The following is a 24,808-nucleotide window of genomic DNA, read 5'->3' as shown; positions in this document are numbered from 1 at the left end:
GCCTGCCCGCCCCAGGGCGTCGGCGCCGACCTAGACTGCCGTTCGGACGATCATGTGCCGGACGAGTGCGGAGGAACGAAAACCATGCGCCATCTCCCCCTGGGCAGTTCAGGTCTTCAGGTGTCGGCGATCGGGCTCGGCTGCAACAACTTCGGCGGCCGCCTCGACGCCCGGGCCACCCGCGCCGTCGTCGACGCCGCCCTCGACGCGGGCATCACCCTCCTCGACACCGCCGACATCTACGGGGGCGCCGGAGGCTCCGAAACCCACCTCGGCGAGGCCCTCAAGGGCCGCCGGGACCAGGTCGTCCTCGCCACCAAGTTCGGCTACGACGGCGTGGACATGGGCTACGGACCCGCCGCCGGCTCCCGCGCCGGCCGCGCCTACATCCGGCGCGCCGTCGAAGCGTCCCTGACCCGCCTGCAGGCCGACCACATCGACCTCTACCAACTCCACAGCCCCGACCCGGCCGTTCCCGTGGCGGAGACCCTCGCCGCGCTCACCGAACTCGTCGCCGAAGGCAAGATCCGCTACATCGGCCACTCCAACTTCAGCGGCTGGCAGCTCGCCGAAGCCGCCCACGTGGCCCGCGAGACCGGCGCGGCACCCTTCGTATCGGCCCAGAACGAATGGTCGCTGCTCCAGCGGTCGGCGGAGCGCGAGCTCGTCCCGGCCGCTCTCCACTACGGGGTCGGCGTGCTGCCGTACTTCCCGCTGGCGAACGGGCTGCTGACCGGCAAGATCCGCCGGGGCGCCCCCGTCCCCGCGGGCTCCCGCCTCGAAGGGCGCGACTCCTACCTCACCGACGAGCGCCTCGACACCGTGGAAGCCCTGGCGGCGCTCGCCGACAAGCACGGGCGCACCGTCCTGGAACTCGCCATCGGCTGGCTCTCCGCCCAGCCCGGCTGCGCCTCCGTCATCGCGGGCGCCACCTCCGCCGAACAGGTACGGGCCAACGCGGCCGTCGCCGACCAGCCGCTCGACGCCGAACTCCTGGCGGAGGTCGACGCCGTCGCGGGGGCCGTCGGCTGATCCGGTCGCGGCCCTCAGGAGGCGTCGGGCGACGGACTGACGGAAGCGGACTCCGACGGTGAGGCAGAGGCAGAGGCAGAGGCAGAGGCAGAAGCGGATGCCGACGCCGACGCCGACGGGCTAGGCGAAGCGCTCCCGGAGGCACTGGCCGACGGGCTGGCGGAAGCGCTGCCCGCCGGCGCCCCCGTCAGCACCTCCACCTGACCGGTGTCCAGCGAGTAGTAGGCGCCGACCACGGCCAGCGAGCCCTTCTCCACCAGGGGCGCCAGATCCGCGTTGGCCCGCAGCTCGTCGGCCGTCACCTTGATCTGATTGCGGATCATCGTGTCGACCGGGTCGGAGCCGGGGTCCTTGACCGTCAGCTCGTACGCCGGCACCAGCGCCTTCTCGATCGCCCGCAGGTTGCCGGGCAGCGGCTTGCCGTCCCGCAGCGCCTTGTACGAGGCGTCGATGGCCCCGCAGCGCTGGTGCCCGAGAACCATGATCAGCGGGGTACCCGCCGTCATCGGCCCGAACTCCACCGATCCGGTCACCACAGGGCCGACCGCCTGCCCGCCGGTGCGCAGCACGAACAGGTCGCCGAGCCCGGTGTCGAAGAGCAGCTCCGGCGGCACCCGGGAGTCGATGCACGCCAGGATCACGCCGTACGGATCCTGCGCCTGCGCCACCAGTTCACGGCGGTCCGGGTCCCGGTCGGGGTGGTTCAGACTGCCGCTCACCCAGCGCTTGTTGCCCTCCACCAGACGGCTGTACGCGCCCTCGGGGGTGCTGGGCCGAGGCTCCGGCGCGGCCGTCGTCCGCTTCGGGGCGCTCTTCGCCGCGCACCCCGTGAGCAGGGCCGCGGCGGCCGTGAGGCCGCCCGTCAGCACGAACCTGCGAGGCGGAAGTCCTGCTCTGTCCATCGGTCGTACCCCTCGGTGCCGTTCGGACGCGTCCGTACGTCCTGACCGAGGCGATTCTTGGGGGGTACGGGCCGCCGCGGCGGCAGGCACACGCGGGTCCGCCCGGGTTGGCCCCCGACGGCCGAACGGGGCCGTGCGTCGTCGCACGGCCCCGCAGGCCTTATCCCGGATCCCCGGCTTCGGCCACCGAGCCTCAGGACACGATGTCCTTGCGGGCGAACCCGCGGAACGCGAGCGCGAACAGCACGACCGCGTACGACACCGACACCACCGTGCCCTTGATCATTCCGCCCCACTCCAGCTGCGGCTGCAAGGCGTCGGCCCATGCGAACTGCCAGTGCGCCGGCAGGAACTCCCGCCAGGACCCCAGCGCCGTCACCGCGTCCAGCACGTTGCCGACGATCGTCAGTCCGACCGCCCCGCCCACCGCGCCCAGCGGTGCGTCCGTCCGCGTCGACAGCCAGAACGCCAGTCCGGCCGTGACCAGCTGCGACACGAACACGAACGCCACGGCGATCGCGAGCCGCCCGAGCGTGTCACCGGCCGGCAGCGAGCCGCCCGCGGGGAGCTCCAGCGGCCCCCACCCGTAGGCCGCCGTACCCGCGGCGAGCGCCACGAGCGGCAGCAGGACCATCGCGGCCAGGCTGAACCCGAGCGCCACCACGAGCTTGCTCCACAGCAGCCGGGCCCGGGGCACGGGCGAGGCCAGCAGGTAGCGCAGCGAGGACCAGCTGGCCTCCGAGGCCACCGTGTCCCCGCAGAACAGCGCCACCGGCACCACCAGCAGGAACCCCGCCGACACGAACAGGCAGGTGGCCGCGAAGTTCGCGCCCGAGGCCGTCGCCGTGTCGATGAGGGTGATCCGGCCGTCGTCGCCGCCGCGGCTGCCCGGGCCGCCGCCGACCGCGAAGGCGATCATCAGGATGAACGGCAGGGCGGCCAGGATCCCGCCCATCACCAGCGTCCGGCGCCGCCGCCACTGCCGCAGCGCCTCCACGCGCAGCGGCAGCGTCCGGTTCGCCCGGTAGCCGTGGGCGACCTCGCGGCCGATGCCGTCCGGCGTCACGTCGCCGTTCGAGGTCGGGTCCGCGTTCGGCTTGGCACTCGCATCCGTCACGGTGTTCATGCCGCGCCTCCGATCAGGGTGAGGAACGCGTCTTCCAGCCGCCGGTGCGGTCCCACTCCCGACACCGGCACCTCCAGCCGTACGAGTTCGGCGATCAGCTCGGCGGCGCTCGCGCCGTCCAGCCGTACGAGCAGACCGTCCTCGGCGCTCGCCACGGACTCCACTCCCTCCAGTGCGGCGATCTTCCCGACGACCGCCTCGTCCACCGGCTCGGCCAGCGACACCAGCAGGACGTCCCCGCCGCCGGTGATCTCGGCGACCTCGCCCGCCTGGACGAGCCGGCCGCGGTCCATGACCACCAGGTGCGTGCAGGACTGCTCGACCTCCGACAGCAGGTGGCTGGAGACGATGACCGTCCGCCCGCCGGCCGCGTACCGGATCATCACGTCGCGCATCTCGCGGATCTGCGGCGGGTCCAGACCGTTGGTCGGTTCGTCGAGGATCAGCAGGTCCGGCATGCCGAGCATGGCCTGGGCGATCGCGAGGCGCTGGCGCATGCCCTGCGAGTACGTGCGCACCGCCCGCTCCAGCGCGTCGCCGAGCCCGGCGATCTCCAGGGCCTCCTCCATGTGGGAGTCCCCGGCGGGGCGGCCCGTGGCCTGCCAGTACAGCTCCAGGTTGGCGCGCCCGGTCAGGTGCGGCAGGAAGCCGGCCCCCTCCACGAACGCCCCGACCCGCGACAGCACGGGCGCGCCGGCCCGTACCTGGTGCCCGAAGACCCGGATCTCCCCGGCATCCGGACTGATCAGGCCCATGAGCATCCGCAGGGTCGTGGTCTTGCCCGCACCGTTGGGCCCGAGCAGGCCGAGCACCTGGCCCTTCTCCACCCGGAAGGACAGGTCCCGTACGGCATAGCGGTCCTGCGCCTTGGCATAGCGCTTGGTCAGCCCCGTGATCTCCAGTGGTACGTCGGCCAGCGCGGGGTCGGGCTGCGGTGCGCCCGCCCGGATCCCGCCCGGCCCCCGGCCGGTCCTCCGGATCCCCACGAGCCCCGCGGCCAGCAGTGCGGCCCCGAGCGGCATCCACCAGGTCCAGGCGGGCAGACCGGAGGACGCCGTGCGCACCCCGCCCGCGACGGGCACGGCCAGCGGGCCCTGCGCCGAGACGGTGTAGGAGGCCGGCGCGGCCGGGGAGGCGTAGCCGAGGTCGGTGGCGGCGACGACGAGCCGCAGCCGGTGCCCGGCCTCGACCGCGTGGTCGATCGCGGGGAGCCGCAGCTCGACGGTCTTGTCCTGCTGCGCGCCCTCCACCCGTACCGGGGCCACCAGCTGACTGGGCAGTACCTGCTGGCGCCCGTCGGGGCTGACGTCGTACACCTTGCCGAACAGGACGGCCGAACCGTCCGCAGCTGTAGACCTCACCTTTAGGGTGATGGTCGGGGTCCCGGTGATCCGGGTCTCCCCGGTCAGCGGCTCCGAGTCGAACCGGGCGTTCTGCCCGGGGAAGTCCAGCGAGAGGCCGCCTCCGAGGGCGGCGAGCTGCCCGCCGATGCCCGGCAGCGCGGACAGCGCGGGCGGCGCCCCGCCCGCCGGGTTGGCGAAGGTCTGCTCCCGGCCGGCCAGGGCGAACTCGCGCGGCCCGGACAGCAGCCCGGGATAGGTGGAGCCGCTCGCTCCGCGCAGCGTGACCTGTCCGTCGGTGGAGTCGATGCCGCCGGAGCGCGAGACGCGGAAGGCGGGGCCGGTGTCCACGGACGCGTCGTCCTTGAGGTAGCGGTCGAACCAGGTCTTCACCCGGTCCTCGACGCGGTCCGCCTCGCGCATGCCGCCGTCGTGACCGCCGGCCGCCCAGTCCACGGAGACGGGCGCGCCGTTGGCGGCGATCGCCCGGGCCATGGCATCGGCCTGGTCCAGCGGGAAGAGGGAGTCGTCCTGGCCCTGCGTGATCAGCGTCGGCACCTTGATGGCGCCGCCGACCGCCGAGGGGCTGCGCCGCTCCAGCAGCGCGCGGGCCTCCGGGTCGGGTTTGCCGGCCACCGCGACCCGTTCGTACATGGCGCACAGTTCCGGCTGGAAGCGTCCGCAGCCGGGCGCGGCCGGGGCCGCCTGCGGGGCGGCGCCCTGGGCGGAGGCGCCCGGCTGCAGCCCGCCCGCGGAGCCGGTGGTGAAGAAGAGGCCCGCCCACAGCTTCTTGAAGACGCCGCCGGGGAACAGGGAGTCCGCGAGGTTCCAGTAGGTGATCGAGGGGGCGATGGCGTCCACGCGCGGGTCGTTCCCGGCCGCGAGCAGCGAGATCGCGCCGCCGTAGGAGCCGCCCGCGACTCCGACGCGCGGATCTCCGGCCGCGTCGAGGCGCACCCCGGGCCGGGCGGCGATCCAGTCGATCAGCCGGGAGACGTCCTTGACCTCGTACTCGGGGTCGTTCAGCCCGATCTTTCCGCCGGAGCGGCCGAAGCCGCGGGCCGACCAGGTGAGCACGGCGTAGCCGTCGCGGGCGAGGCGCTCGGCCTGCGGCCGCACGTCCTCCTTGCTTCCGCCGAAACCGTGGGCGAGGAGCACGGCGGGCCGGCTGCGCCCGCCGTCGTCTCCGGCCGTGAAGTACGAGATGTCGATCCCGGCGCCGGGCATGTCGAGGACCTTGTCCTCGCGGCGCACGGACGGGGCGTCGCCGGCCGCGGCGGCGGCCGTGAGGGTGCCCGCCCCCGCGACGACGGCTAGCGCGGCGGCGCCCGCGAGCAGGCGGCTTCGGCGGCGCCGGGGCAGTCGGAGCTTCATACGGGAACCCTAAGCGCCAGTCCGCCCGTGGCCGCGCTCCCGCAGACTGAACTCCAGCCGTTCTCAAGGACTACGCCCACCGGTCGGCATACCGCGCCTGCGGTACGCGGGGCGCGGTGGGTGGTGCGCGGGGGGTGGTGTGCGGCGGGCCGGGCCCGGGCCGGGGGCCCGGAGTCGGAGAGCCCGGCGGGGCCGGCCGGGGGGCGGTTGTTTCCCCACCACACCCCGCCCCTTCCCGGCTGTGCAGCGTTCTGCGGCTCCGCCGCGTGGGGCTCCGCCCCGGACCCAGCGCCTCAAACGCCGGCGAGGCTGGATGCGCCGGGCTGCGCGGGTGGGCGTCCGGCGGGAGGATGGCCGCATGCTGCTCGCCGAGGTCGCGCGCGTGTCCCGGGAGGTCGCCGAAACCTCCGCCCGGTCGGGGAAGACGGCCCTGCTCGCGGAGCTGTTCGCCGCCGCGCCCGCGGGGGAAGCGGCCCTGGTCGTCTCCTACCTGGCCGGGCGGCTCCCGCAGGGCCGCCCGGGGATCGGCTGGCGCGCGCTCGCCGGGGAGACCGAACCGGCCGCCGAGCCGACCCTGACCGTGACCGCCGTAGACGAGGCCGTGACCCGGTTCGCCGCCGTGGCCGGGGCCGGCGCCCAGGCCGAGCGCCGCCGGATCCTGGACGGTCTGCTCGGCGCCGCCACCGCGGCCGAACAGCGGTTCCTGCGCAGCCTGCTCGGCGGGGAAGTGCGCCAGGGCGCGCTCGACGCCGTGGCCCTGGAGGGGGTGGCCGCCGCGGCCGGGGTGCCCGCGGCCGACCTGCGCCGGGCCGCCATGCTCGACGGGTCCCTGCCCCGGGTGGCGGCGGCCGTGCTCGCCGACGGGGCGCAGGCCCTGCGCGGGGTCGCCCTGCGCGTGGGGCAGCCCGTACAGCCGATGCTGGCGAACACCGCCAAGTCGGTGGCCGAGGCGCTGGCCGCGCTCGGGCCGTGCGCCGTGGAGGAGAAGCTCGACGGGATCCGGGTGCAGGTCCACCGCGAGGGGGACGAGGTACGGGTGTACACGCGCTCCCTCGACGAGATCACCGACCGGCTGCCGGAGGTGGCCGAGCTGGCGCGGTCCTTTCCGGGAGACCGGTTCATCCTCGACGGGGAGGTCATCGGACGGTCCCCGGCGGACGGGCGGCCGGTGCCGTTCCAGGAGGTGGCGAGCCGGGTCGGCTCCCGCACCGACGTCGGGGCCGCCCGGCGCACCCTCCCGGTCGTCCCCTACTTCTTCGACGTGCTGGCGGCGGGCGACCGCGTGCTCCTCGACCTGCCGGTGCGCGAACGGTACGCGGAGCTCACCGCCCTGGTGCCGCAGGAGTGGCGGGTCGGCCGGCTCGTGGTCGAGGACCCGGCGGGGCAGGCGGCCGAGGCGGAGGAGTTCTGGACGCGGACCCTGGGCCGGGGGCACGAGGGCGTGATGGTCAAGGCCCTCGACTCCACCTACGCGGCCGGCCGGCGCGGCAAACACTGGCTCAAGGTGAAACCGGTGCACACCCTGGACCTGGTGGTGCTCGCCGTGGAGCGGGGCCACGGCCGGCGCACCGGCCTCCTGTCCAATCTGCACCTGGGCGCCCGGACCGCCGACGGCGGCTACGCGATGCTCGGCAAGACCTTCAAGGGACTCACCGACGAGATGCTGCGCTGGCAGACCGAGCGCCTCGGCGAACTTGCGGTCGAGGACGACGGCCACACGGTCAGGGTGCGCCCCGAGCTGGTGGTGGAGATCGCCTACGACGGCCTGCAGCGCTCCCCGCGCTACCCGGCCGGGGTCGCCCTGCGCTTCGCGCGCGTCCTGCGGCACCGCCCCGACAAGCGGGCGCAGGACGCGGACACGGTGGAGACGGTGCTCGGCGGCCCGCCCGGTCCGGGCGACGCCGCATGAGGGTTTTGCCTCAGAGGCAACGCGGATTGCCAGAGAGGTAAGGATCTGGCTCAATCGGGGCATGACAACCGGTCCTGCCCCCGGCCCCGGCGAAGCGGTCGACCCGGAACCCGGCGCCGACGGCGCCCCCGGCGACACCGCCCCCGAAGCCGAGCTGCCCACCGTGGCCCCGCAGCTGCGCGATCTGCGCCGCCGGGCCGGGCTCACCCTGGAAGCCGCCGCCGCCCGGGCCCGGCTCTCGCCGGCGCACCTGTCGCGACTGGAGACCGGCCGCCGCCAGCCCTCGCTGCCGCTGCTGCTCGGGCTCGCCCGTACGTACGGCACGACCGTCTCGGAGCTGCTCGGGGAGACCCCGGCCGTCGCCGATCCCATCGTACGGGCCGGCGGCCCCGGCGCCCGCGAGGCGGACGGCTGGACCTACTGGCAGGCCGGCGGCTCCGGCCGCGGGATGCAGGCGCTGCGCGTGCACGTCCCTCACGGCCGCAGCCAGGGCGAGCTGGTCCGCGTACATCCCGGGGAGGAGTGGCTGTACGTACTGCAGGGGCGGCTGCGGCTGCACCTGGGGGAGACCGAGTACGTGCTGGAGCCCGGGGACAGCGCCCACTTCGACTCGCTCACCGCGCACCGGATCGCAGCGGCCTCGGCCGCCGGGGCGGAGCTGTTGTTCGTCCACACCCTGCTGCAGAGCAGCCTCGCCGGCCTGTGCCTCGGCGGCGGCACCGGCACCGGCTCCGGCACGACCACACACCACCGCTAGGCGAGGAGCCGTACGCCATGTCCGACACGCAGGGCACGCAGGGCACGCAGCAGGCACAGCAGTCGAAGTTCCCGCGCGGTCTCATCATCCGACTCATCGCCTACTTGTTTGTAGGCCATTTGTTCGCATTCTTCGTGTACTTGCTCTTTGTCCTCGGTGCGCAAAACCAGTGACAGCGGGCCGGAATTTCCGTACACGGCTCTAGGAACCTACAGGTCCTGAAGCTACCCTCCGCGCATGATTTCCACGGTTGTCTGGGGTACCGGCAACGTCGGCCGTTTGGCCATCCGTGCCGTAGAGGCCCATCCGGCGCTGAAGTTGGCCGCCGTCATCGTCCACAATCCAGAAAAGGTCGGCCGCGACGCCGGTGAGCTCGGCGAACTCGACTACGAGACGGGCGTCGTGGCCACCGACGACATCGAGGCGGTCCTCGCGGCCCGTCCGCAGGCGGTCGTCTACGCGGCGTCCGGCGACATCCGCCCCGACGACGCGCTCGCCGACATCACCCGGGCGATCCGCTCCGGGGCCGTCGTCGTGAGCCCCGCCCTCTATCCGCTCTACGACTACCGCAGCGCACCACCGGAGTTCCTCGATCCGGTGACCGCCGCGGTCGCGGAGGGCGGCGGTTCGCTCTTCGCCTCCGGCGTCGACCCCGGCTGGGGCAACGACGTGCTCCCGCTGCTGCTCAGTGGGCTCGGCACCCGCATCGACGTCATCCGCTGCCAGGAGATCTTCGACTACTCCACCTACGACCAGCCGGACTCCGTCCGCTACCTCATCGGCATGGGCCAGCCCATGGACTACGAGCCGATGATGCTCATGCCGTCCATCCCGACCATGGTCTGGGGCGGCCAGATACGGATGATGGCCCGGGCGCTGGGCGTCGAACTCGACGACATCCGCGAGACCGTGGAGCGCCGCGCCCTCGACACCACCGTCACCACGCGCACGATGGGGGAGTTCGGGGGAGGCACCCAGGGCGCCATCCGCTTCGAGGTGCAGGGGATCGTCGAGGGCGAACCCCGCATCGTCATCGAGCACGTCACCCGCATCCACGCCTCCTGCGCCCCCGACTGGCCGACCCCGCCCGACGGAGGCGACGGCGCCCACCGGGTGATCATCGAGGGCCGTCCGCACATCGAGGTCACCATCGAGGCCACCGACGAGGGCGAGAACCGCTCCGCCGGCGGCAACGCCACCGCCGTCGGACGCCTCGTAGGAGCCATCGACTGGCTGGTGGAAGCCGAACCGGGGCTCTACGACGCCCTGGACGTCCCCCTGCGCCCCGCCGTCGGCAAACTCGGAAGGAAACTGTCATGAGGATCGACGTACCCGAAGGCCAGCACCCCATCGCGTACGTGTGGGGCGATCTGGTACCCGGCATCGGGATGGCAGCCGCCAACTTCTCGCTGTCGGTCTATGCCCACACCACCCTGGGGCTGCGGGAGTTCGAAGCGGCACGGCTGCGCGTCGCGCAGATCAACGGCTGCATCTTCTGCCTGGACTGGCGCACCGACCGGGACGGGGAGAAGGTCGAGGACGAGTTCCCCGAGGCCGTCACCGACTGGCGCACCACGCGGGCCTTCGACGAGCGCACCCGGCTCGCGGCGGAGTACGCGGAGCGGTACTGCCTGGACCACCACGGCCTGGACGAGGAGTTCTGGGAGCGGATGACGGCCCGCTACAGCCAGGTGGAGATCGTGGAACTGACGATGAGCATCGGCTCCTGGCTGGCCTTCGGCCGGCTCAACCACGTGCTCGGCCTCGACAGCGTCTGCGTGCTGCCGGGCCACTGAGCACGGAGCACGGAGCGCGTGCCGCGGGCACACGGGTCCGGGGCCGTCGGAGAATCCGACGGCCCCGGACTTCGCGTGCTCCGCCGCCCTACAGGTCGGTGGCGATGATCTTCTCGATGTTGCGCTCCGCGAGCGCCGTGATGGTGACGAACGGGTTGACGCTGGTGTTGCCGGGGATCAGCGCGCCGTCGATGACGTACAGGCCGGTGTAGCCGTGCAGACGGCCGTAGTTGTCGGTGGCCTTGTCCAGGACCGCGCCGCCGAGCGGGTGGTAGGTGAGGTGGTCGCCCCAGATCTTGTTGGTGCCGAAGAGGTCGGTCCGGTAGATCGTCCCCTCCTTCGAGTTGATCTTGTCGAAGATGGTCTTCGCCATGGCGATGGACGGCGCCTTCCACGCCGTCTGCCAGTTCAGCTGGACCCCGCCGGTGGAGGGGTTGTACGTGAACTCCGCGCGGTTCGGGTTCTTCGTGATCGACAGGTAGAACGAGGCGTACGTCTCGATGCCGGTCGGCAGCGGCGCCACCTCGGCGAACGCGCCGCCCGCGTCCCAGTTGTCGATGCCGCCGCAGGGGATGGAGGCCTGCACCTTGCCGGTGGCGTCCCACATGTGGTTCGCCCGGCCGCACATGACGTTGCCGTTGTCGCCCCAGCCCTTGCCGACCTCGTTGTTCAGGTTGGGCAGGGCGCCCGTCGCCTTGAGCCGGACGAGCAGCTTGCTGGTGCCGACGCTGCCGGCCGCGAAGAACACCTTGTCCGCGACGACGGTCTTCGTGCCGACGGTGTCACCCGTGGTGTTGATCTGGTCGATGACGACCGTGTACCCGCCGCCGGAGGCCGGGGAGACCGAAGTCACCTTGTGCAGGGGCGAGATGGTGACCTTGCCGGTGGCCTTCGCCTGGGCGATGTAGGTCTGCTGGAGGGACTTCTTGCCGGCGTTGTTGCCGTAGAGGATCTCGCCCGCGACGGCGGACTTGGGGACGGTCCCGGCCGCCTCCTGCTCCATGTAGTCCCAGTCGTACACGTCGGGGACGAAGACGAAGGGGAACCCGGCGCGCTGGGCGTGCTTGCGGCCGACGCGGGAGAACTGGTAGCAGTCGACGCTCTCGAACCAGGCCGGGTCGATCATGCTGACGCAGAGGCCCGCGTTGGCGCGCGGGTAGTAGGTGTCGTACATCTCGTCCGCGTTCACGGTCGGCAGGACGGCGCCGAAGTTCGCGCGCTTCGGGGTGACCGCCATGCCGCCGTTGACCAGCGAACCGCCACCGACGCCGCGGCCCTGGTAGACGATGATCCCGCCCATCTCCTCGGCGTCCAGGATGCCGGTGTAGCGCGGGACCGCCTTGTCGATGGGGAAGCCCAGGAAGTTGCTCAGCGGCGCCTTGGTCTTGGTGCGGAGCCAGTAGGCGCGGTAGTCCGGGGTGGTCGTGTTGCAGAAGATCTTGCCGTCCGAGCCGGGGGTGTCCCAGGCCATGCCCATTTCGATCATGTGGACGTCGACGCCGGCCTGGGCGAGCCGCAGGGCGGCGACGGAACCGCCATACCCGGTACCGATCACGAGGGCCGGTACGTGCGCTCCGTTGTCGATGGGGCCGGCGGCGGCCGCGCCGGCCGTGGCGGCCTGGGCCTGAGACGGGGCGATCTGACCGGCAAGGGCCATTGCGCCCAGGATGGAACCCGTTCTACCGAGAAATCCTCGACGCGAGACGCCGTTCTGGTTGGTTTTGTGCAGGCCTTTGTCGCTCATGTGAGCTTCCTCACTCTAGGCGGAATGAGAACGAGTTCTACTGCCGAGTGCTTGCGAAGTCACTAGATACGTCAAGGCATCTTTCGCCGGAGGCGGCCGTGGGGCGTGCCGATTCGGGTCCTGCGGAAGGGAGTTGAAGGTCCCATCGGACGCTGGGAACGACGACCCGCTGTGGATGGCCGGTGCTCCCGGAGTGACGGAAGCGCCCCGTGGCGGGCGCCCTCGGGCGGGGCGCGTCCGGTCGAATCCACCACGTCAGAAGTCGAACGCGTTACGGGAGGCCTCGCCGCCCCGGGGTGGCGGGGATCTCGGCCTACCCAGCCACTCCGCCGTGGCTGCATCCGGCGGGCGCCGAGGCCGAAAAGCGACAAACCGCAAGGTGGGCCCGTGGGCGGCGCCCGAATCTTTTTACCTTCGCCGGGTGATCCTGTTCGGCGTCCGGGCCGGTGTTACAGGTTCGGCGCACCCCGCCGGGCGTCCTCGCGTACAGAAGGGGAACGCGCGCGGTCGCCGGTCCAGACCAGGATCAGCGTCGAGGCGGCCGCGGCGAAGGCGCACCAGGTCGAAGCGAACTCCAGCCTCCACAGCGCGGCGCAGGCGAGGGCCCCGGCCGTCATGAGGAGGCCGAGCAGGTGCAGCCGGCGGTCCCCCGACAGGAGCAGGGCGCCGAGGGTGGCGAAGAGATAGCCCGCCAGGGCCAGGGGCATCCAGGGGACGTCCACCCCGTATCCGAGGGTGTGGCCGCGGACCTCGGCGCTCACCGGACGGGTCGCCAGGCAGTACGAGAGGTACGCGCCGGTGGCGAGTCCGGCGGCGGCCGGCCAGTGCAGCCGGTGCCTGAGCTCGGGTGGGGCGGCGAGCAGCACCCCGAGCGGCACCCACACGGGCAGCAGCGGCAGGGCGATCACCGCCCAGGCGGTGGTGGCCGGCCCGCAGCCGCCGCCGGATTTCCAGACGGCGGCTTCGATCAGCTGGTGCGCTCCCAGGATCAGCGGGAGCGCGGCGACGGGAAGGTCGCGGGCGCGCCGGGTCCGCACCAGGCAGGCGATCCCGACGGCGGTGATGACCGTGCCCGCCGTCAGATCGGCCGTCGCGCTCCAGCACATGAGGCCCTCCCGATCTCACGGTAGGCCGAGGTGTGAGTGTCTGCCACACCACGGATCGATGGAAGAATCCGACAAGATGCAGAAGGATCCTGCACGACTCTTGCTGTGTTTGCGCGTGTGGTCCTACTGTCCGGGCCATGCCCCCAAGAAGAGCCGCAAGCCCCGCCGCAAGAGCGCCCGAAGCCGTGGCCGAAGCCGTCGCCGAAGTCGTAGCCGATGCCGAAGTCGTGGTCGCAGTCGCAGTCGCAGGCGGCGTCGCCAGGAGAAGAGCCGCCCCCACGCGGGCCGCCGCCTTCCTGGCGGCGCTCACCGTGTCCGCCCTCGGCCTCGGCGCCCTGGGCGCGGGCCCGGCCGCGGCCCGCCCCGCCGCCTCGGACCCCGCGGCGCCCACGGCCGTCACCCGGGCCGCCCTCGACCCCGCACTGGCCGAGGGCCGCGGCGCCCGGGTGGACTTCGCCGAGCAGGAGGCGGAGAACGCCGTCACCACCGGCACGCTCATCGGCCCCGACCGCACCGCTTACTCGCTGCCCGCCGAAGCCTCCGGCCGCAAGGCGGTCCGGCTGGTGCCGGGCCAGTACGTGGAGTTCACCCTGCCCGCGGCGGCCGACGCGATCACCGTGCGCTACAGCCTCCCCGACGCCCCGGCCGGCGGCGGCATCACCGCCCCGCTCGACGTCACCGTGAACGGCAAGAACCGCCGCTCCATGACGCTGACCTCGCAGTACTCCTGGCTGTACAACCAGTACCCCTTCAGCAACGACCCGCAGGCCGACCTCCTGCACCCCGACTGGTGGATCACCGAGTGCGCCTGCGTCCCGGCGGCCACCACCCCGGCCCCGGTCATCGCCAAGCCGTTCCGCCCCACCCACATGTACGACGAGCAGCGCCTGCTCCTGGGCCGCACCTACCGGGCGGGCGACACGATCAGGCTCACGGTCCCGGCCGGGAGCCCCGCCGCCTGGACGGTCATCGACCTGCTCGACTCGCAGCGCGTCGGCGCCCCGCACGTGGAGGCGGCCGCCGCCAACGCCCTTCTCTTCGGCGCCGACCCGACGGGCCGCAGGGACTCCGCGGACGCCATCGACCGGGCCATCGCCTTCGCCAAGCGCCACCGGCTCCCGGTCTACCTGCCGCCGGGCACCTATCAGGTCAACCGTCACATCATCGTGGACGGGGTCACCATCACCGGCGCCGGCAGCTGGTACACCACCGTCAAGGGCAAGGGCGTCGGCTTCTACGGCAAGGAGGCCGCCGACGGCGGCAGCCGGGGTGTCCACCTCTCCCGCTTCGCCATCGAGGGCGACGTCCGCGAACGCGTGGACACCGACCAGGTCAACGGGGTCGGCGGCGCGATGAGCGACTCCACCATCGACTCCCTCCACATCCACCACACCAAGGTCGGCCTCTGGTTCGACGGCCCGATGAGCAACGTGAAGGTCACCCGCAACGTCATCACCGACCAGATCGCCGACGGCCTGAACTTCCACACCGGGGTCACCGACTCCCTCGTCCAGGACAACTTCGTCCGCAACACGGGCGACGACGGCCTCGCGATGTGGGCCGAGAAGACCACGAACGCCCGCAACACCTTCGACCACAACACGGTGCAGAGCCCCACCCTGGCCAACGGCATCGCGATCTACGGCGGGGCCGACACCACCGTCTCCGCCAACCTCGTGGCCGACCCGGTCCGCGAGGGCAGCGCCCTGCACGTCGGCTCCCGCTTCGGCGCCGAACCCTTCACCGGCAGCCTGCGCGTCGAAGGCAACACCACCGTCCGCTCCGGTACCTACGAACTGAACTGGAACATCGGGCTCGGCGCGATCTGGTTCTACGCCCTGGACCGCAACATCGACCAGGCCGACATCCAGGTCACCGGCAACTCCTTCCTCGACAACACCTACAACGCGATCATGCTGGTCAGCGACTGGCCGGTGAAGGACAAGGTCCGCATCGAGAACGTCCACTTCAAGGACATCCGGGTCGACGGCACCGGCACCTCGGTGGTCAGCGCCCGGGTGGCCGGCTCGGCGAGCTTCGAGAACGTCGACGCACGCGGCGTCGGGGCCGTCGGCGTCAACAACTGCGGCTCCTTCAACTTCCCCGCCACCGGCTCGGAGTTCAGCCTCGCCGACCGCGGCGGCAACGACGGCGGCGGCACGACCGGCCCGTGGTTCGCCGGCTGGGAACTGCCCAACACCATCACCTGCGACGACCGCCCGCCGGTCGTCGCCCCGCCGGCGCCGAGCCCCTGGTGAGCGCCCGGCCCGGTGACCTCTGAGAGGCTACCGCTCCGCCGCTCCCGGGGGTTCGAGCGGCGGAGCGGTCACCGCGCAGTTGGTACGGCACTGCGGGTGACAGGCCCCGGGCGCGGGGGAGCGTACGGTCGCCCAGGCCACGGCGGCTCCGACCGCCAGGATCCCCGCGCACCAGAGCATCGCCCGCCCGAAGGCCGCGTCGAAGGCGCCGGGCGAGAGGTACGCGTCCGGCCCCATCCCGGCCAGCAGCGGCAGCGCGGCCACCGCGAGGAGCCCGGCGGCGCGCGCGGCGGCGTTGTTGATGCCGCTGGCCAGGCCCGCCCGGCCGGGGTCCACGGAGGACAGGACGGTCGCCGTCAGCGGAGCCACCAGGGCCGCCATGCCCAGGCCCATCACGAGCAGCGCCGGCAGCACGTCCCGTACGTACGGGGCCCCCGGACCCACCCGCAGCATCAGCAGCATCCCCGCCGCGCACAGCAGCGGACCCACGGTCAGCGGGATCCGCGGGCCGATCCGCTCCCCGAGCTGCGCGGAGCGGGCCGACAGCAGCAGCATCAGGGCCGTGGTGGGCAGCAGGGCGGCCCCGGCGCCGAGGGCGGAGTAACCGGACACCACCTGGAGCTGGAGCACCACGAGGAAGAAGAAGCCGCCGAAGGCCGCGTACACGCACAGGGTGACCAGGTTGACGGCGGTGAACAGGCGCGAGGAGAAGATGTCCGGGGGCACCATCGGGTCGGCCCGCCGCCGCTCGACCACCACGAAGACCCCGGCCAGCAGCACGCCGCCCACGGCGGCGCCCACCACGAGCGCGGCGCCCGACCGGGCCTCGATGAGCGCGTAGGTCAACAGTGCGAGCGAGGCCGCGCCGAGGACGGCCCCGGCCACGTCGAACCGCCCGTGCGCCACCGGATCCCGCGATTCCGGTACGTGCCGCAGTGCGACCGGGACGCAGAGCGCGGCCACCGGCACGTTCAGCAGGAACACCCAGCGCCAGCCCGGCCCGTCCACCAGCCAGCCGCCCAGGAACGGCCCCACGGCGGCGCCCACCCCGCCGAACCCCGACCACAGGCCCACCGCGCGCGCCCGGTCGTCGGGATGGATCGAACCCTGGATCAGCGCGAGGGAACCGGGCGTCAGCAGCGCCCCGCCGATGCCCTGCAGGGCGCGGGCGGCGATGAGCACCCCGGCGTTCGGCGCGATCCCGCACAGCAGGGAGCCGACCGCGAACCACACCACCCCGAGCACGAAGATCCGGCGCCGCCCGAACCGGTCCCCGAGGGCCCCGCCGACCAGGATCAGGCCCGCGAGGGTCAGCAGGTAGGCGTTGACCGTCCACTGGAGCACCGCCAGATCGGCGCCGAGATCCCGCCCGATGGCGGGCAGGGCCACATTGACCACGGTGGAGTCGAGCAGCGCCATGGCGGAGCCGAGCACGGTGGTCAGTACGATCCACCGGCCCTGCGCGGTACCGAGCCGCACGCCGGGGGAGGGCGACGGGACGGGATCGGTCATTCCCCCAGGCTGGCCCGCGCGGCCCGGAACGGCCACCCGGCCGGTGGCGGCCCGCCTGGCGCTACGGCTCAATAGGCACCCTTGTACGGGTCATGACATCTCCCGCACCATGGCCCGCGCACGTCACGCACACCCTTTCCGCACGACCTGCACACGGCGTACGAGGAGACCACACGTGGCACGAAGCGACACCCGACGAACCCCCCGCTCGCGATTACGACCCCTGCGCACCGGGCTCGCCGCCCTCACCGCGGCCCTGCTCCTGCCGCTCGGCGCGGGCGTGGCCGCGGCCGCCCCCGATCCGGCCCCCACCCCGGGCGCGGCCGAGCGCAAGATCGAGCCGGGTCTCCGGGCCCAGCTCGACGGTTCCGCCAAGGCGGTCTTCTGGGTCTACCTCGACAGCGCGGCCGACCTCACCGCCGCGCGCGATCAGCAGACCCGCACCGCGAAAGCGGAAACGGTTCTGCGCCTGAAGAAGGACCACGCCGCGCGCAGCCAAGTCGAAGTGATCAAGGCCCTGGACGGCGTGAAGGCCGAGTACACCTCGTACTGGATCGTCAACGCGCTGCGCGTCGTCGGCACCGAGAAGCTCGCCGGCGCCCTGGCCCAGCGCCCCGAGGTGTCCCGGATCGACGCGGACGACCAGGTCGCCCTCCCCGAGCCCGCGGAAGGCACCCGGGAGAAGACGGCGGCCGACGCCGTCGAGTGGAACATCGACCGGATCAAGGCACCGCAGGTCTGGGACCAGCTCGGCGTGCGCGGCGAGGGCATCGTCGTCGCCAACATCGACAGCGGCGTCGACCACACCCACCCGGCCGTGGCGGGCCAGTACCGCGGCCGGGCCGCGGACGGGTCCTACGACCACAACTACAACTGGTTCGACCCGGCGGGCGTCTGCGCCACGGCCGCCCCCTGCGACAACAACGACCACGGCACCCACACCATGGGCACGATGGTCGGCGACGACGGCGGCGCCAACAAGATCGGCGTCGCCCCGGGAGCCAAGTGGATCGCGGCCAAGGGCTGCGAGAGCAACTCCTGCTCCGAGGCCTCGCTCCTCGCCGCGGGCCAGTGGATCGTCGCCCCGACGGATCTGAACGGCCAGAACCCGCGCCCCGACCTGGCCCCGCACGTCGTCAACAACTCCTGGGGCGGCCCCGGCGGCGACACCTGGTACCAGGAGATCGTCGACACCTGGCGGGCCGCCGGCATCTTCCCGGCCTTCTCCAACGGCAACTCCGGACCCGGCTGCGCCACCAGCGGGTCGCCCGGCGACTACCAGAGCTCCTACAGCTCCGGTGCCTTCGACATCAACGGCGCCATCGCCTCCTTCTCCTCGCGCGGCGCCGGCCCCGGCGGGATCGTCAAGCCGAACATCGCGGCCCCCGGCGTGAACGTGCGCTCCTCCGTGCCCGGCGGCGCGTACGAGTCCTTCTCCGGCACCTCCATGGCCTCCCCGCACACCGCGGCGGCCGTGGCCTTGCTCTGGTCGGCCGCGCCCGCCCTCGAAGGCGACATCGCGCAGACCGAGGCACTGCTGGACGGCACCGCCCTGGACACCGACAGCGCCCAGTGCGGCGGCACCGCCGCCGACAACAACGTCTTCGGCGAGGGCAAGCTCGACGCGCTCGCCGCCGTCACCTCCGCGCCGCGCGGAGCCCTCGGCGCGCTCGCCGGCACCGTCCGCTCCGGCGGGCAGCCCGTCGCCGGGGTGAAGGTCGCCGCCGACGGCCCCATCGACCGTACGACGACCACCGCGGCCGACGGCACGTACCGCTTCGCCACCCTGTCCGTGGGCTCGTACGCGCTCACCGCCTCGAAGTTCGGCTACGGGCAGCAGGGCGCGACCGTGGCGGTGACCGAGGACGCCACCGCCACCGGCGACATCGACCTCGTCCAGGCGGCCTCCGGGAAGCTCACCGGCACCGTGGCCTCGGTCGCGGGCCCGGTCGCCGGCGCCGCGGTGACCGTCGCGGACACCCCGGTGACCGCGACCACCGACGCCCAGGGCCGCTTCGAGGCCACCCTGCCGCACGGCACCTACACCGTGAACGCCACCCACTCCTCCCGCTGCCTCACCGCCGGCGCGGCCGCGGTCACCGTCGCCGGGGACACCAGCGTCGCGGTGAACCTGCCCGAACGCACCGACGGCTACGGCTACGCCTGCGCCGCCTCGACCGGCAGCCCGTACCAGCCGGGCGACCGGCGGCTCGCGCTGACCGGCGACAACACCACCGAGCGCGTCGACCTGCCCTTCCCGCTGCCGCTGTACGGCAAGACGTACGGGCAGGCCTGGATCGGCACCAACGGCACCGTCAGCCTCGGCGGCAACAACACCGGTGACGTCAACGGGGACATCCCGAGCACGGCCACGCCCAACGCGGCGCTGTACCCCTTCTGGGACGACCTGGTCGTCGGCGCCGCCGGCAGCGGCTCCGGAGTCTTCACGTCGGTCACCGGCACCGCGCCGCACCGCAGGTACGTCATCGAGTGGCGCGAGGTGTCCCACTGGTCGGCGCAGTCCGAGAAGTTCTCCTTCTCGGCGGCCATCGGCGAGGACGGCACCGTCCGGTACTCCTACCAGGGGACCGGCGGCAGCGGCATCAAGGGCGGCTCCACCGCCACGGTCGGCGTGGAGAACGCCACCGGCACCGACGCCTACCGGTACTCCTTCAACACGCCCGTGATCACGGACGGCCTGTCCGTCTCCTTCCGCACCACCAAGAGCGGCGTGGTGGCGGGCCGGGTGCTCGACGCGAACGACGGCAACGGGATCGCCGGAGCCACCGTGACCGTCGGCACGGGCGCCGCCGCGGTCTCCGCCACCACGGCGGCGGACGGCGGGTACGTGGTCCAGAGCCCGTCGGGAGCGCGGGAACTCGCGCTGACCGCCGCCCAGTACGAGCCGGCGGCCGCCACCGTGGACGTCAAGGCGGCCGACGTCACCCAGGTGACCCGGTCCCTGCGCACCGGCAGGGTGACCCCGGCGAAGCCGGCGGTGGAGATCGTCCTGCCGCCCGGCCAGAAGCGGACGCGGACCCTCGACCTCACCAACCCCGGTCTCGGCACGGCCTTCACGGCCACCGAGGACGCGGCCTGGCTGACGGCGACCCCGGCCTCGGGGGACCTCCCGACGGGCGGGAAGGCCCCGCTCACCCTGTCCGTGGACACCACGGGCCTGACCCCCGGCACCGTCCTCACGGCCGACCTGAAGATCACCTCGGCCAGCGGCCGGACCCCGGTGCTCACCGTCCCCGTCACGCTCGTCGTCCCGCGCTACCAGGTCGCCCTGGACGCCGGCGCCACGGGCGCGAGCACGGACTCGCTGGGCGACGGCTGGTCCCCGGACCGCAAGTACACGACGGGCTCGTACGGTTACCAGGGCAACGGCTCGGCCCAGTCCACCAGCCGCACGATCGCGGGCACGGCCGACCAGAAGCTCTTCCGCAACGCCCGTGAGGGCATGTACGAATACCGCTTCGACGCCGTCCCCAACGGCACCTACACCGTGGAACTGGGCTTCGCGGAGCTCTCCTCCACGAAGCCGAACAAGCGCGTCTTCGACGTCCTGGCGGAGGGCACGCAGGTACTGCCCTCCCTGGACATCTCCCTGGAGGCGGGCACGTACACGGCCCTGACCCGCACCTACACGGTCACGGTCACCGACGGCACCCTGAACGTCCGCTTCGTCACCCACACCGGCTTCGGCAAACCCCTGCTGAACTCCCTGCGCGTGACGGACCGCCCGGACAAGAGCTGACCCGGGCGGCAGCGCGAACGGGCGGGGCGTCTGCGGGCGCCCCGCCCTTCAGTTCCGGCGGTACTGGTCCACCAGGATCGTCGTGGAGTCGTCGTCCGGGGCCTCGACCAGCCTCACGATCGCGATCTCGGTCCGGTCAGGGCTGCGCACGCAGAACGGCCGGGCCTGCGCGAGCGCGGCGAAGGGCAGCACGGCGGCCGGCCGGGTCTCGATGCCGTGCAGGCAGGCGGCCACCGTCAGCTCCCCGGAGTCGGACACGAAGGAGTCCGACTCCTCGGAGGGGACCAGGGACCGGCCGTCGCGCGCCAGGTACCAGGCGGCCGTCTCCGCGGGCACCACCTTCCCGGCCTGCAGGTCGAACTCGTAAGCGGAGTCGGGGGCGGTGAGCTCGGCCTTCGTATAGCCGGGCACGTACGCGGCGGCCGGGTCGGCCGGGGTGGGACCGGGCGCGCTACTGGCTCTGGGGGATGCGGATGCGGATGCGGATGCCGTGGGGCCGGTGGCGGGGTTGCCGCCGGTGCTCGGGGCCTCGCCCGTGGGGACGTCCAGGTAGTACACGGCTCCGGCGACGGCCAGCAGAGTGCCGGTCACCATGAGGGTCGGCAGGAGCGGGAACCGCCGCCCGCGGTCCGGCCCGCGGCCCGGCCTGCGGCGGCCCTGCCCGGGGACGGGGACGGGGGCCGGTGCCGGGACGAGGGCCGGCGCCGGTGCGTCGGGCCAGGCTCCGGAACCCGTACCCAGTCCGGGGAACGCCGGTCCCGGGGCGCCCGGTCCGGGACCGGCCGGGGCGACGCCCGCCGGGCCCGGAAGTGCCGTGGCCGTCCGAGTGGCCTGGAACGGCGCCGGGGCGGGCGGCCGAGCGGTGTCGCCTCCGCCCCCGAACTCCTCCCGGACCGGTCTGGGCAACCAGCCGTCGGTGAACTCCGGCCGCCCGCACACCAGGGGGTGCGCCCGCACGGAGGCGATCACGTCGGCCGGCTGAGGACGGTCCTCGGGCTGCTTCGCGAGGCACCACGAGACGAGGTCGTACAGCTCGTGCGGCACCCTGCGGAGGTCGGGATGCTCGTGGACGACCCGGTACAGGGCGCTGGACTCCGGCCCGTCCCCGAAGGGCGCGGTCCCGCCCGCCACGTACGCGGCCAGCGTCCCGAGCGCGAAGACGTCGGTCGCCGGCGTCGAGGTACGGCCGAGCGCCTGCTCGGGCGCCATGAACGCCGCGGTGCCGATCCGCAGACCCGTACCGGTGAGCGCGGCGGCGTCCGCCGCGCGCGCGATCCCGAAGTCGATCACCCGGGGGCCGTCCGCCGCGAGCAGCACGTTGGCCGGCTTCAGGTCGCGGTGGACCACGCCCGCCCCGTGGATGGCCTGGAGCGCCTCGGCTATGCCCGCGAGGAGCAGCAGGACCGTGTGGACCGGCAGCGGCCCGTGGCGCCGTACGACCTCGTGCAGCGAGGGACCGGGCACGTACGCGGTGGCGAGCCACGGCGTGGGGTCCTCGACCCCGGAGTCGATCACCTGGGCGGTGAACAGGCCGTGGATCCGGCGGGCGCTGGCCACCTCCTGGGCGAACCGCCGGCGGAACTCGGGATCGGCGGCGAGCTCCCTGCGGACGGCCTTGAGGGCGATGGGGCGGCCGCCGGGCGTGTGGGCCAGGTAGACCACGCCCATGCCGCCGGAGCCGAGCCGGGCGTGCAGGCGGTAGCCGCCGATCTCCTGGGGATCGTCCGCGGACAGTGCCGTACGGGCCGGCTGTGGGCCGGAGTGCTGTTCGGACATGCGGTGGCTCTTTCAACGATGCGGGGCGAGATGCCCCGCGATGCGGCAGGGGCCTGCACGCATCGTGCCATGAATTGACTGAATTTTCAGTCAGTGCCAGAGTGGGCGACACGTGCCCGCACCACCCGCCCCGCGTCACGGCCCTTCGCGGACGGAGGGCGCACCCTTGTCTCAGGGGCCCGGGACCGTAGGCCCGTGCCGTACCTCCCGCGCCCGTCCTGGCCGGACACAGTCGTCCCGCCAGTCCTCGATCGGAGTTCCCCCCCGTGTCCCACCTGCCGCCCACGCGCCGGACCGCCCTCCGTACCTTCGCCGGGCTCGGCGCCCTCGCCTTCGGGGCCGCCGCCTGCGGCCCCTCGCAGAGCGCCCCGCGCTCCAACGCCGCCCCCGGCACCGCCCAGCCCTCCCCGGCCGGCCCCGAGCGCCGGCTCGGCGCCGAATGGGAGAGCCACACCCGCACCTTCATGGCCTGGCCCGCGCTGGACGCGGTCTGGATGGAAGACCTGCGCTACGTGCGCGAGGACATCGCGCGGATCGCCCGGGCCGTCGGGGAGTACGAGGCCGTCGTCATGATGGCCCGGCCCGAGCAGGTGGCCGTGGCGCAGCGGGCCTGCGGCTCCGAGGTGGAGGTGATCCCGCTGGCCGTGGACGACCTGTGGGCCCGTGACACCGTCCCCGTCTTCGTCGAGGAGGAGGGCAAGGTCATCGGCGTCGACTTCAACTTCAACGGCTGGGGCAACAAGCAGGAGCACAAGAACGACGGCCAGGTCGGACGCCTGCTGCTCCAGAAGTACGGGATCCCCCGGGTGAAGGCCCCGCTGGTGGCCGAGGGCGGCTCCTTCGAGGCCGACGGCGAGGGCACCCTGCTGATCACCGAGAGCTCGATCGTCAACGACAACCGCAACCGCGGCAAGAGCCGGGACACCATCGAGGCCGAGCTCAAGCAGACCCTGGGCGTCGAGACGGTGGTCTGGCTGGCCGGCGTACGCGGCGAGGACATCACCGACGCCCACGTGGACAGCCTCGTACGGTTCGCCGCGCCCGGTGTCGTCCTGCTGGACCGCGCCCACCCGAACACCCCGAAGGACTCCTGGTCCCGCTCCGCCGACCAGGCGAAGTCGGTCCTCTCGAAGGCGACGGACGCCCGGGGCCGGAAGTTCGAGATCATCGACCTGCCGCAGCCCGACCTGGACAAGATCACGGGGGAGGGAGACGACTTCGTGTCGACCTACGCCAACTTCTACATCGCCAACGACTCCGTGTTCATGCCGAAGTTCGGGGACCGCCAGGCCGACGACCGGGCCCGCGGCATCCTGCAGGAGCACTTCCCCAAGCGGGACATCGTCCCCGTCGCGATCGACACGATCGCCTCGGGCGGCGGCGGCATCCACTGCTCGACCCACGACCAGCCCGGCAAGCCCGCCGCGTGAGCGCATTGCGGCGTCGCCCGTCCGGGCGGCGCTTCCCGCTGCTGCCGGCGCTGCTCCTGCTCGCGATCGTGGCGGCGGTCGGCGTGGGGGCCTGGCTCCAGTTCGGCGAACGCCAGGCCCAGGACACCGTCCACACCGCGGGCCGGGCCGACGCCGACCGGGTGGACATCGAGGCGACGATCCAGCGGGTCGACGCCGCCGGGCGCGAACTGGTGCTTCGGGTCATGGTCACGCCCAAGGGGGCACTGGCCGAGGCCGGCGGGGTCGCACCTGTCGGCGACCTCACCCTCCAGACGTCGGCGGCCACCCGCGACGACCTGACCTTCAAGGCCCACCAGCGCATCGCCGGCCGGGACGTGGCGGTGGCCCTGACGGGCGGCTCCATCACGGACTACCCGTTCGACGGCTACGAGGCGGACATCGGATTCGCGGCCGTGGTGGGCCAGGAGGAGGTCCCGGTGCGGGTCCTGTTCTCCAACAACGACGTGCTCTTCTCGTCCACCGTGGAGGACTCGACGGCGAGTGACGGCGAGGCCGTCCTCGACGTCGGGCTGGCCCGTTCCAACAGCGTGCTCGTGTTCGCGGTGTTCATGATGATCGCGATGTGGGCGCTCGCCGTGTCCGTCCTGATCGGCGGGTGGTACCTCGTCACCCGCCGCAAGGGCCTCACCTGGCCCGCCCTCGGCTGGATGGCCGCCACGCTGTTCGCCCTGGCGGCCTTCCGCGGCACCGCTCCGGGCACACCGCCGATCGGCTGCCTCCTCGACTACCTCGCCTTCCTGTGGGCGGAGATCCTCATCGCGTTCTGCCTGATCACCGTCGTGGTCATGGGGATCAGAGCCGAGTCCCGCGCGGAGCCCGCGGCGGACGGGGCCTGAAGCGGAGTCGGGCCCGCTGCCGGCGGGGCCGGGCGCCGTACGGGCCGTACGGGCCATACGGGTCGTACGGGCTGTGCGGGCCTAGTCCCAGCGCCCCGGCCGGCGGAA

17 protein-coding genes are annotated in these 24,808 nt (G+C 73.0%); 10 read left to right on the top strand and 7 right to left on the bottom strand.

The window, feature by feature from the left end; all coding sequences use genetic code 11:
• The first annotated feature begins 84 nt into the window (after positions 1 to 84).
• The gene (locus tag ACODT5_RS18680; RefSeq protein WP_422520442.1) at positions 85 to 1,032 is read left to right on the top strand and encodes an aldo/keto reductase; all 948 of its coding nucleotides are present in this window, start codon (positions 85 to 87) and stop codon (positions 1,030 to 1,032) included.
• A 14-nt stretch (positions 1,033 to 1,046) separates the two neighbouring features.
• Here ACODT5_RS18680 and ACODT5_RS18675 read toward each other — a convergent pair whose 3' ends face one another.
• From ACODT5_RS18675 to ACODT5_RS18665, 3 genes are all read right to left on the bottom strand, one after another.
• Positions 1,047 to 1,934 carry a carbonic anhydrase gene (locus ACODT5_RS18675; protein WP_422520441.1) on the bottom strand — a complete coding sequence of 296 codons (888 nt, stop codon included), beginning with the start codon at positions 1,932 to 1,934 and terminating at the stop codon, positions 1,047 to 1,049.
• A 193-nt stretch (positions 1,935 to 2,127) separates the two neighbouring features.
• Positions 2,128 to 3,060, bottom strand: a complete 933-nt coding sequence (locus ACODT5_RS18670; protein ID WP_422520440.1) for an ABC transporter permease — start codon at positions 3,058 to 3,060, stop codon at positions 2,128 to 2,130.
• Positions 3,057 to 5,774, bottom strand: coding sequence for an alpha/beta fold hydrolase (locus ACODT5_RS18665; RefSeq protein WP_422520439.1), 2,718 nt, complete (start codon positions 5,772 to 5,774; stop codon positions 3,057 to 3,059). The genes ACODT5_RS18670 and ACODT5_RS18665 overlap by 4 nt, the downstream gene beginning before the upstream one ends.
• A 358-nt stretch (positions 5,775 to 6,132) precedes the next feature.
• On the opposite strand from ACODT5_RS18665, the gene ACODT5_RS18660 reads away from it, so the two are divergent.
• From ACODT5_RS18660 to ACODT5_RS18640, 5 genes are all read left to right on the top strand, one after another.
• A complete protein-coding gene (locus ACODT5_RS18660; RefSeq protein WP_422520438.1) occupies positions 6,133 to 7,683 on the top strand; it encodes an ATP-dependent DNA ligase in 1,551 nt (516 codons plus the stop codon).
• 61 nt (positions 7,684 to 7,744) lie between these two features.
• Complete coding sequence (locus ACODT5_RS18655) at positions 7,745 to 8,440, top strand: helix-turn-helix domain-containing protein (protein WP_422520437.1); 696 nt, start codon at positions 7,745 to 7,747, stop codon at positions 8,438 to 8,440.
• Positions 8,441 to 8,457: 17 nt separating this feature from the next.
• Positions 8,458 to 8,613: a DUF6126 family protein gene (locus tag ACODT5_RS18650; protein ID WP_422520436.1), complete on the top strand. Its 156-nt coding sequence runs from the start codon at positions 8,458 to 8,460 to the stop codon at positions 8,611 to 8,613.
• A 64-nt stretch (positions 8,614 to 8,677) separates the two neighbouring features.
• On the top strand, positions 8,678 to 9,760 hold the full coding sequence (locus ACODT5_RS18645; protein ID WP_422520435.1) for an NAD(P)H-dependent amine dehydrogenase family protein: 1,083 nt from the start codon (positions 8,678 to 8,680) through the stop codon (positions 9,758 to 9,760).
• The gene (locus tag ACODT5_RS18640; RefSeq protein WP_422520434.1) at positions 9,757 to 10,236 is read left to right on the top strand and encodes a carboxymuconolactone decarboxylase family protein; all 480 of its coding nucleotides are present in this window, start codon (positions 9,757 to 9,759) and stop codon (positions 10,234 to 10,236) included. Before ACODT5_RS18645 ends, ACODT5_RS18640 begins: the two co-directional genes overlap by 4 nt.
• An 88-nt stretch (positions 10,237 to 10,324) precedes the next feature.
• On the opposite strand, the gene ACODT5_RS18635 is transcribed toward ACODT5_RS18640, so the two are convergent.
• Complete coding sequence (locus tag ACODT5_RS18635) at positions 10,325 to 11,980, bottom strand: GMC oxidoreductase (RefSeq protein WP_422520433.1); 1,656 nt, start codon at positions 11,978 to 11,980, stop codon at positions 10,325 to 10,327.
• 449 nt (positions 11,981 to 12,429) lie between these two features.
• Positions 12,430 to 13,086 (bottom strand): DUF6629 family protein, encoded by a 657-nt coding sequence (locus tag ACODT5_RS18630; RefSeq protein WP_422520432.1) that lies wholly within the window; start codon positions 13,084 to 13,086, stop codon positions 12,430 to 12,432.
• A gap of 137 nt (positions 13,087 to 13,223) precedes the next feature.
• Between ACODT5_RS18630 and ACODT5_RS18625 the strand changes: the two genes are divergently transcribed.
• Entirely contained in the window at positions 13,224 to 15,344 is a 2,121-nt protein-coding gene (locus ACODT5_RS18625) for a glycosyl hydrolase family 28-related protein (RefSeq protein ID WP_422520431.1), read from the top strand.
• A 27-nt stretch (positions 15,345 to 15,371) separates the two neighbouring features.
• On the opposite strand, the gene ACODT5_RS18620 is transcribed toward ACODT5_RS18625, so the two are convergent.
• Positions 15,372 to 16,856 carry an MFS transporter gene (locus tag ACODT5_RS18620; RefSeq protein ID WP_422520430.1) on the bottom strand — a complete coding sequence of 495 codons (1,485 nt, stop codon included), beginning with the start codon at positions 16,854 to 16,856 and terminating at the stop codon, positions 15,372 to 15,374.
• Positions 16,857 to 17,031: 175 nt separating this feature from the next.
• Here ACODT5_RS18620 and ACODT5_RS18615 point away from each other — a divergent pair, with 175 nt between their 5' ends.
• Complete coding sequence (locus ACODT5_RS18615) at positions 17,032 to 20,616, top strand: S8 family serine peptidase (protein WP_422520429.1); 3,585 nt, start codon at positions 17,032 to 17,034, stop codon at positions 20,614 to 20,616.
• A 48-nt stretch (positions 20,617 to 20,664) separates the two neighbouring features.
• Here ACODT5_RS18615 and ACODT5_RS18610 read toward each other — a convergent pair whose 3' ends face one another.
• Entirely contained in the window at positions 20,665 to 22,392 is a 1,728-nt protein-coding gene (locus ACODT5_RS18610) for a serine/threonine-protein kinase (protein ID WP_422520428.1), read from the bottom strand.
• Between the two features lie 266 nt (positions 22,393 to 22,658).
• Here ACODT5_RS18610 and ACODT5_RS18605 point away from each other — a divergent pair, with 266 nt between their 5' ends.
• Positions 22,659 to 23,822, top strand: a complete 1,164-nt coding sequence (locus ACODT5_RS18605; RefSeq protein WP_422520427.1) for an agmatine deiminase family protein — start codon at positions 22,659 to 22,661, stop codon at positions 23,820 to 23,822.
• On the top strand, positions 23,819 to 24,700 hold the full coding sequence (locus ACODT5_RS18600; RefSeq protein WP_422520426.1) for a DUF4436 family protein: 882 nt from the start codon (positions 23,819 to 23,821) through the stop codon (positions 24,698 to 24,700). The genes ACODT5_RS18605 and ACODT5_RS18600 overlap by 4 nt, the downstream gene beginning before the upstream one ends.
• The last annotated feature ends 108 nt before the right edge of the window (positions 24,701 to 24,808 follow it).

Origin of the sequence: Streptomyces tatrensis, assembly GCF_049310065.1 — a bacterium.
GTDB lineage: Bacteria > Actinomycetota > Actinomycetes > Streptomycetales > Streptomycetaceae > Streptomyces.
This window is presented reverse-complemented; position numbering and strand designations above follow the sequence as displayed.

Coding starts and splice junctions, on each gene's coding strand:
- ACODT5_RS18680 (WP_422520442.1), top strand. CDS start 85: ATGCGCCATCTCCCCCTGGGCAGTTCAGGTCTTCAGGTGTCGGCGATC.
- ACODT5_RS18675 (WP_422520441.1), bottom strand. CDS start 1,934: ATGGACAGAGCAGGACTTCCGCCTCGCAGGTTCGTGCTGACGGGCGGC.
- ACODT5_RS18670 (WP_422520440.1), bottom strand. CDS start 3,060: ATGAACACCGTGACGGATGCGAGTGCCAAGCCGAACGCGGACCCGACC.
- ACODT5_RS18665 (WP_422520439.1), bottom strand. CDS start 5,774: ATGAAGCTCCGACTGCCCCGGCGCCGCCGAAGCCGCCTGCTCGCGGGC.
- ACODT5_RS18660 (WP_422520438.1), top strand. CDS start 6,133: ATGCTGCTCGCCGAGGTCGCGCGCGTGTCCCGGGAGGTCGCCGAAACC.
- ACODT5_RS18655 (WP_422520437.1), top strand. CDS start 7,745: ATGACAACCGGTCCTGCCCCCGGCCCCGGCGAAGCGGTCGACCCGGAA.
- ACODT5_RS18650 (WP_422520436.1), top strand. CDS start 8,458: ATGTCCGACACGCAGGGCACGCAGGGCACGCAGCAGGCACAGCAGTCG.
- ACODT5_RS18645 (WP_422520435.1), top strand. CDS start 8,678: ATGATTTCCACGGTTGTCTGGGGTACCGGCAACGTCGGCCGTTTGGCC.
- ACODT5_RS18640 (WP_422520434.1), top strand. CDS start 9,757: ATGAGGATCGACGTACCCGAAGGCCAGCACCCCATCGCGTACGTGTGG.
- ACODT5_RS18635 (WP_422520433.1), bottom strand. CDS start 11,980: ATGAGCGACAAAGGCCTGCACAAAACCAACCAGAACGGCGTCTCGCGT.
- ACODT5_RS18630 (WP_422520432.1), bottom strand. CDS start 13,086: ATGTGCTGGAGCGCGACGGCCGATCTGACGGCGGGCACGGTCATCACC.
- ACODT5_RS18625 (WP_422520431.1), top strand. CDS start 13,224: ATGCCCCCAAGAAGAGCCGCAAGCCCCGCCGCAAGAGCGCCCGAAGCC.
- ACODT5_RS18620 (WP_422520430.1), bottom strand. CDS start 16,856: ATGACCGATCCCGTCCCGTCGCCCTCCCCCGGCGTGCGGCTCGGTACC.
- ACODT5_RS18610 (WP_422520428.1), bottom strand. CDS start 22,392: ATGTCCGAACAGCACTCCGGCCCACAGCCGGCCCGTACGGCACTGTCC.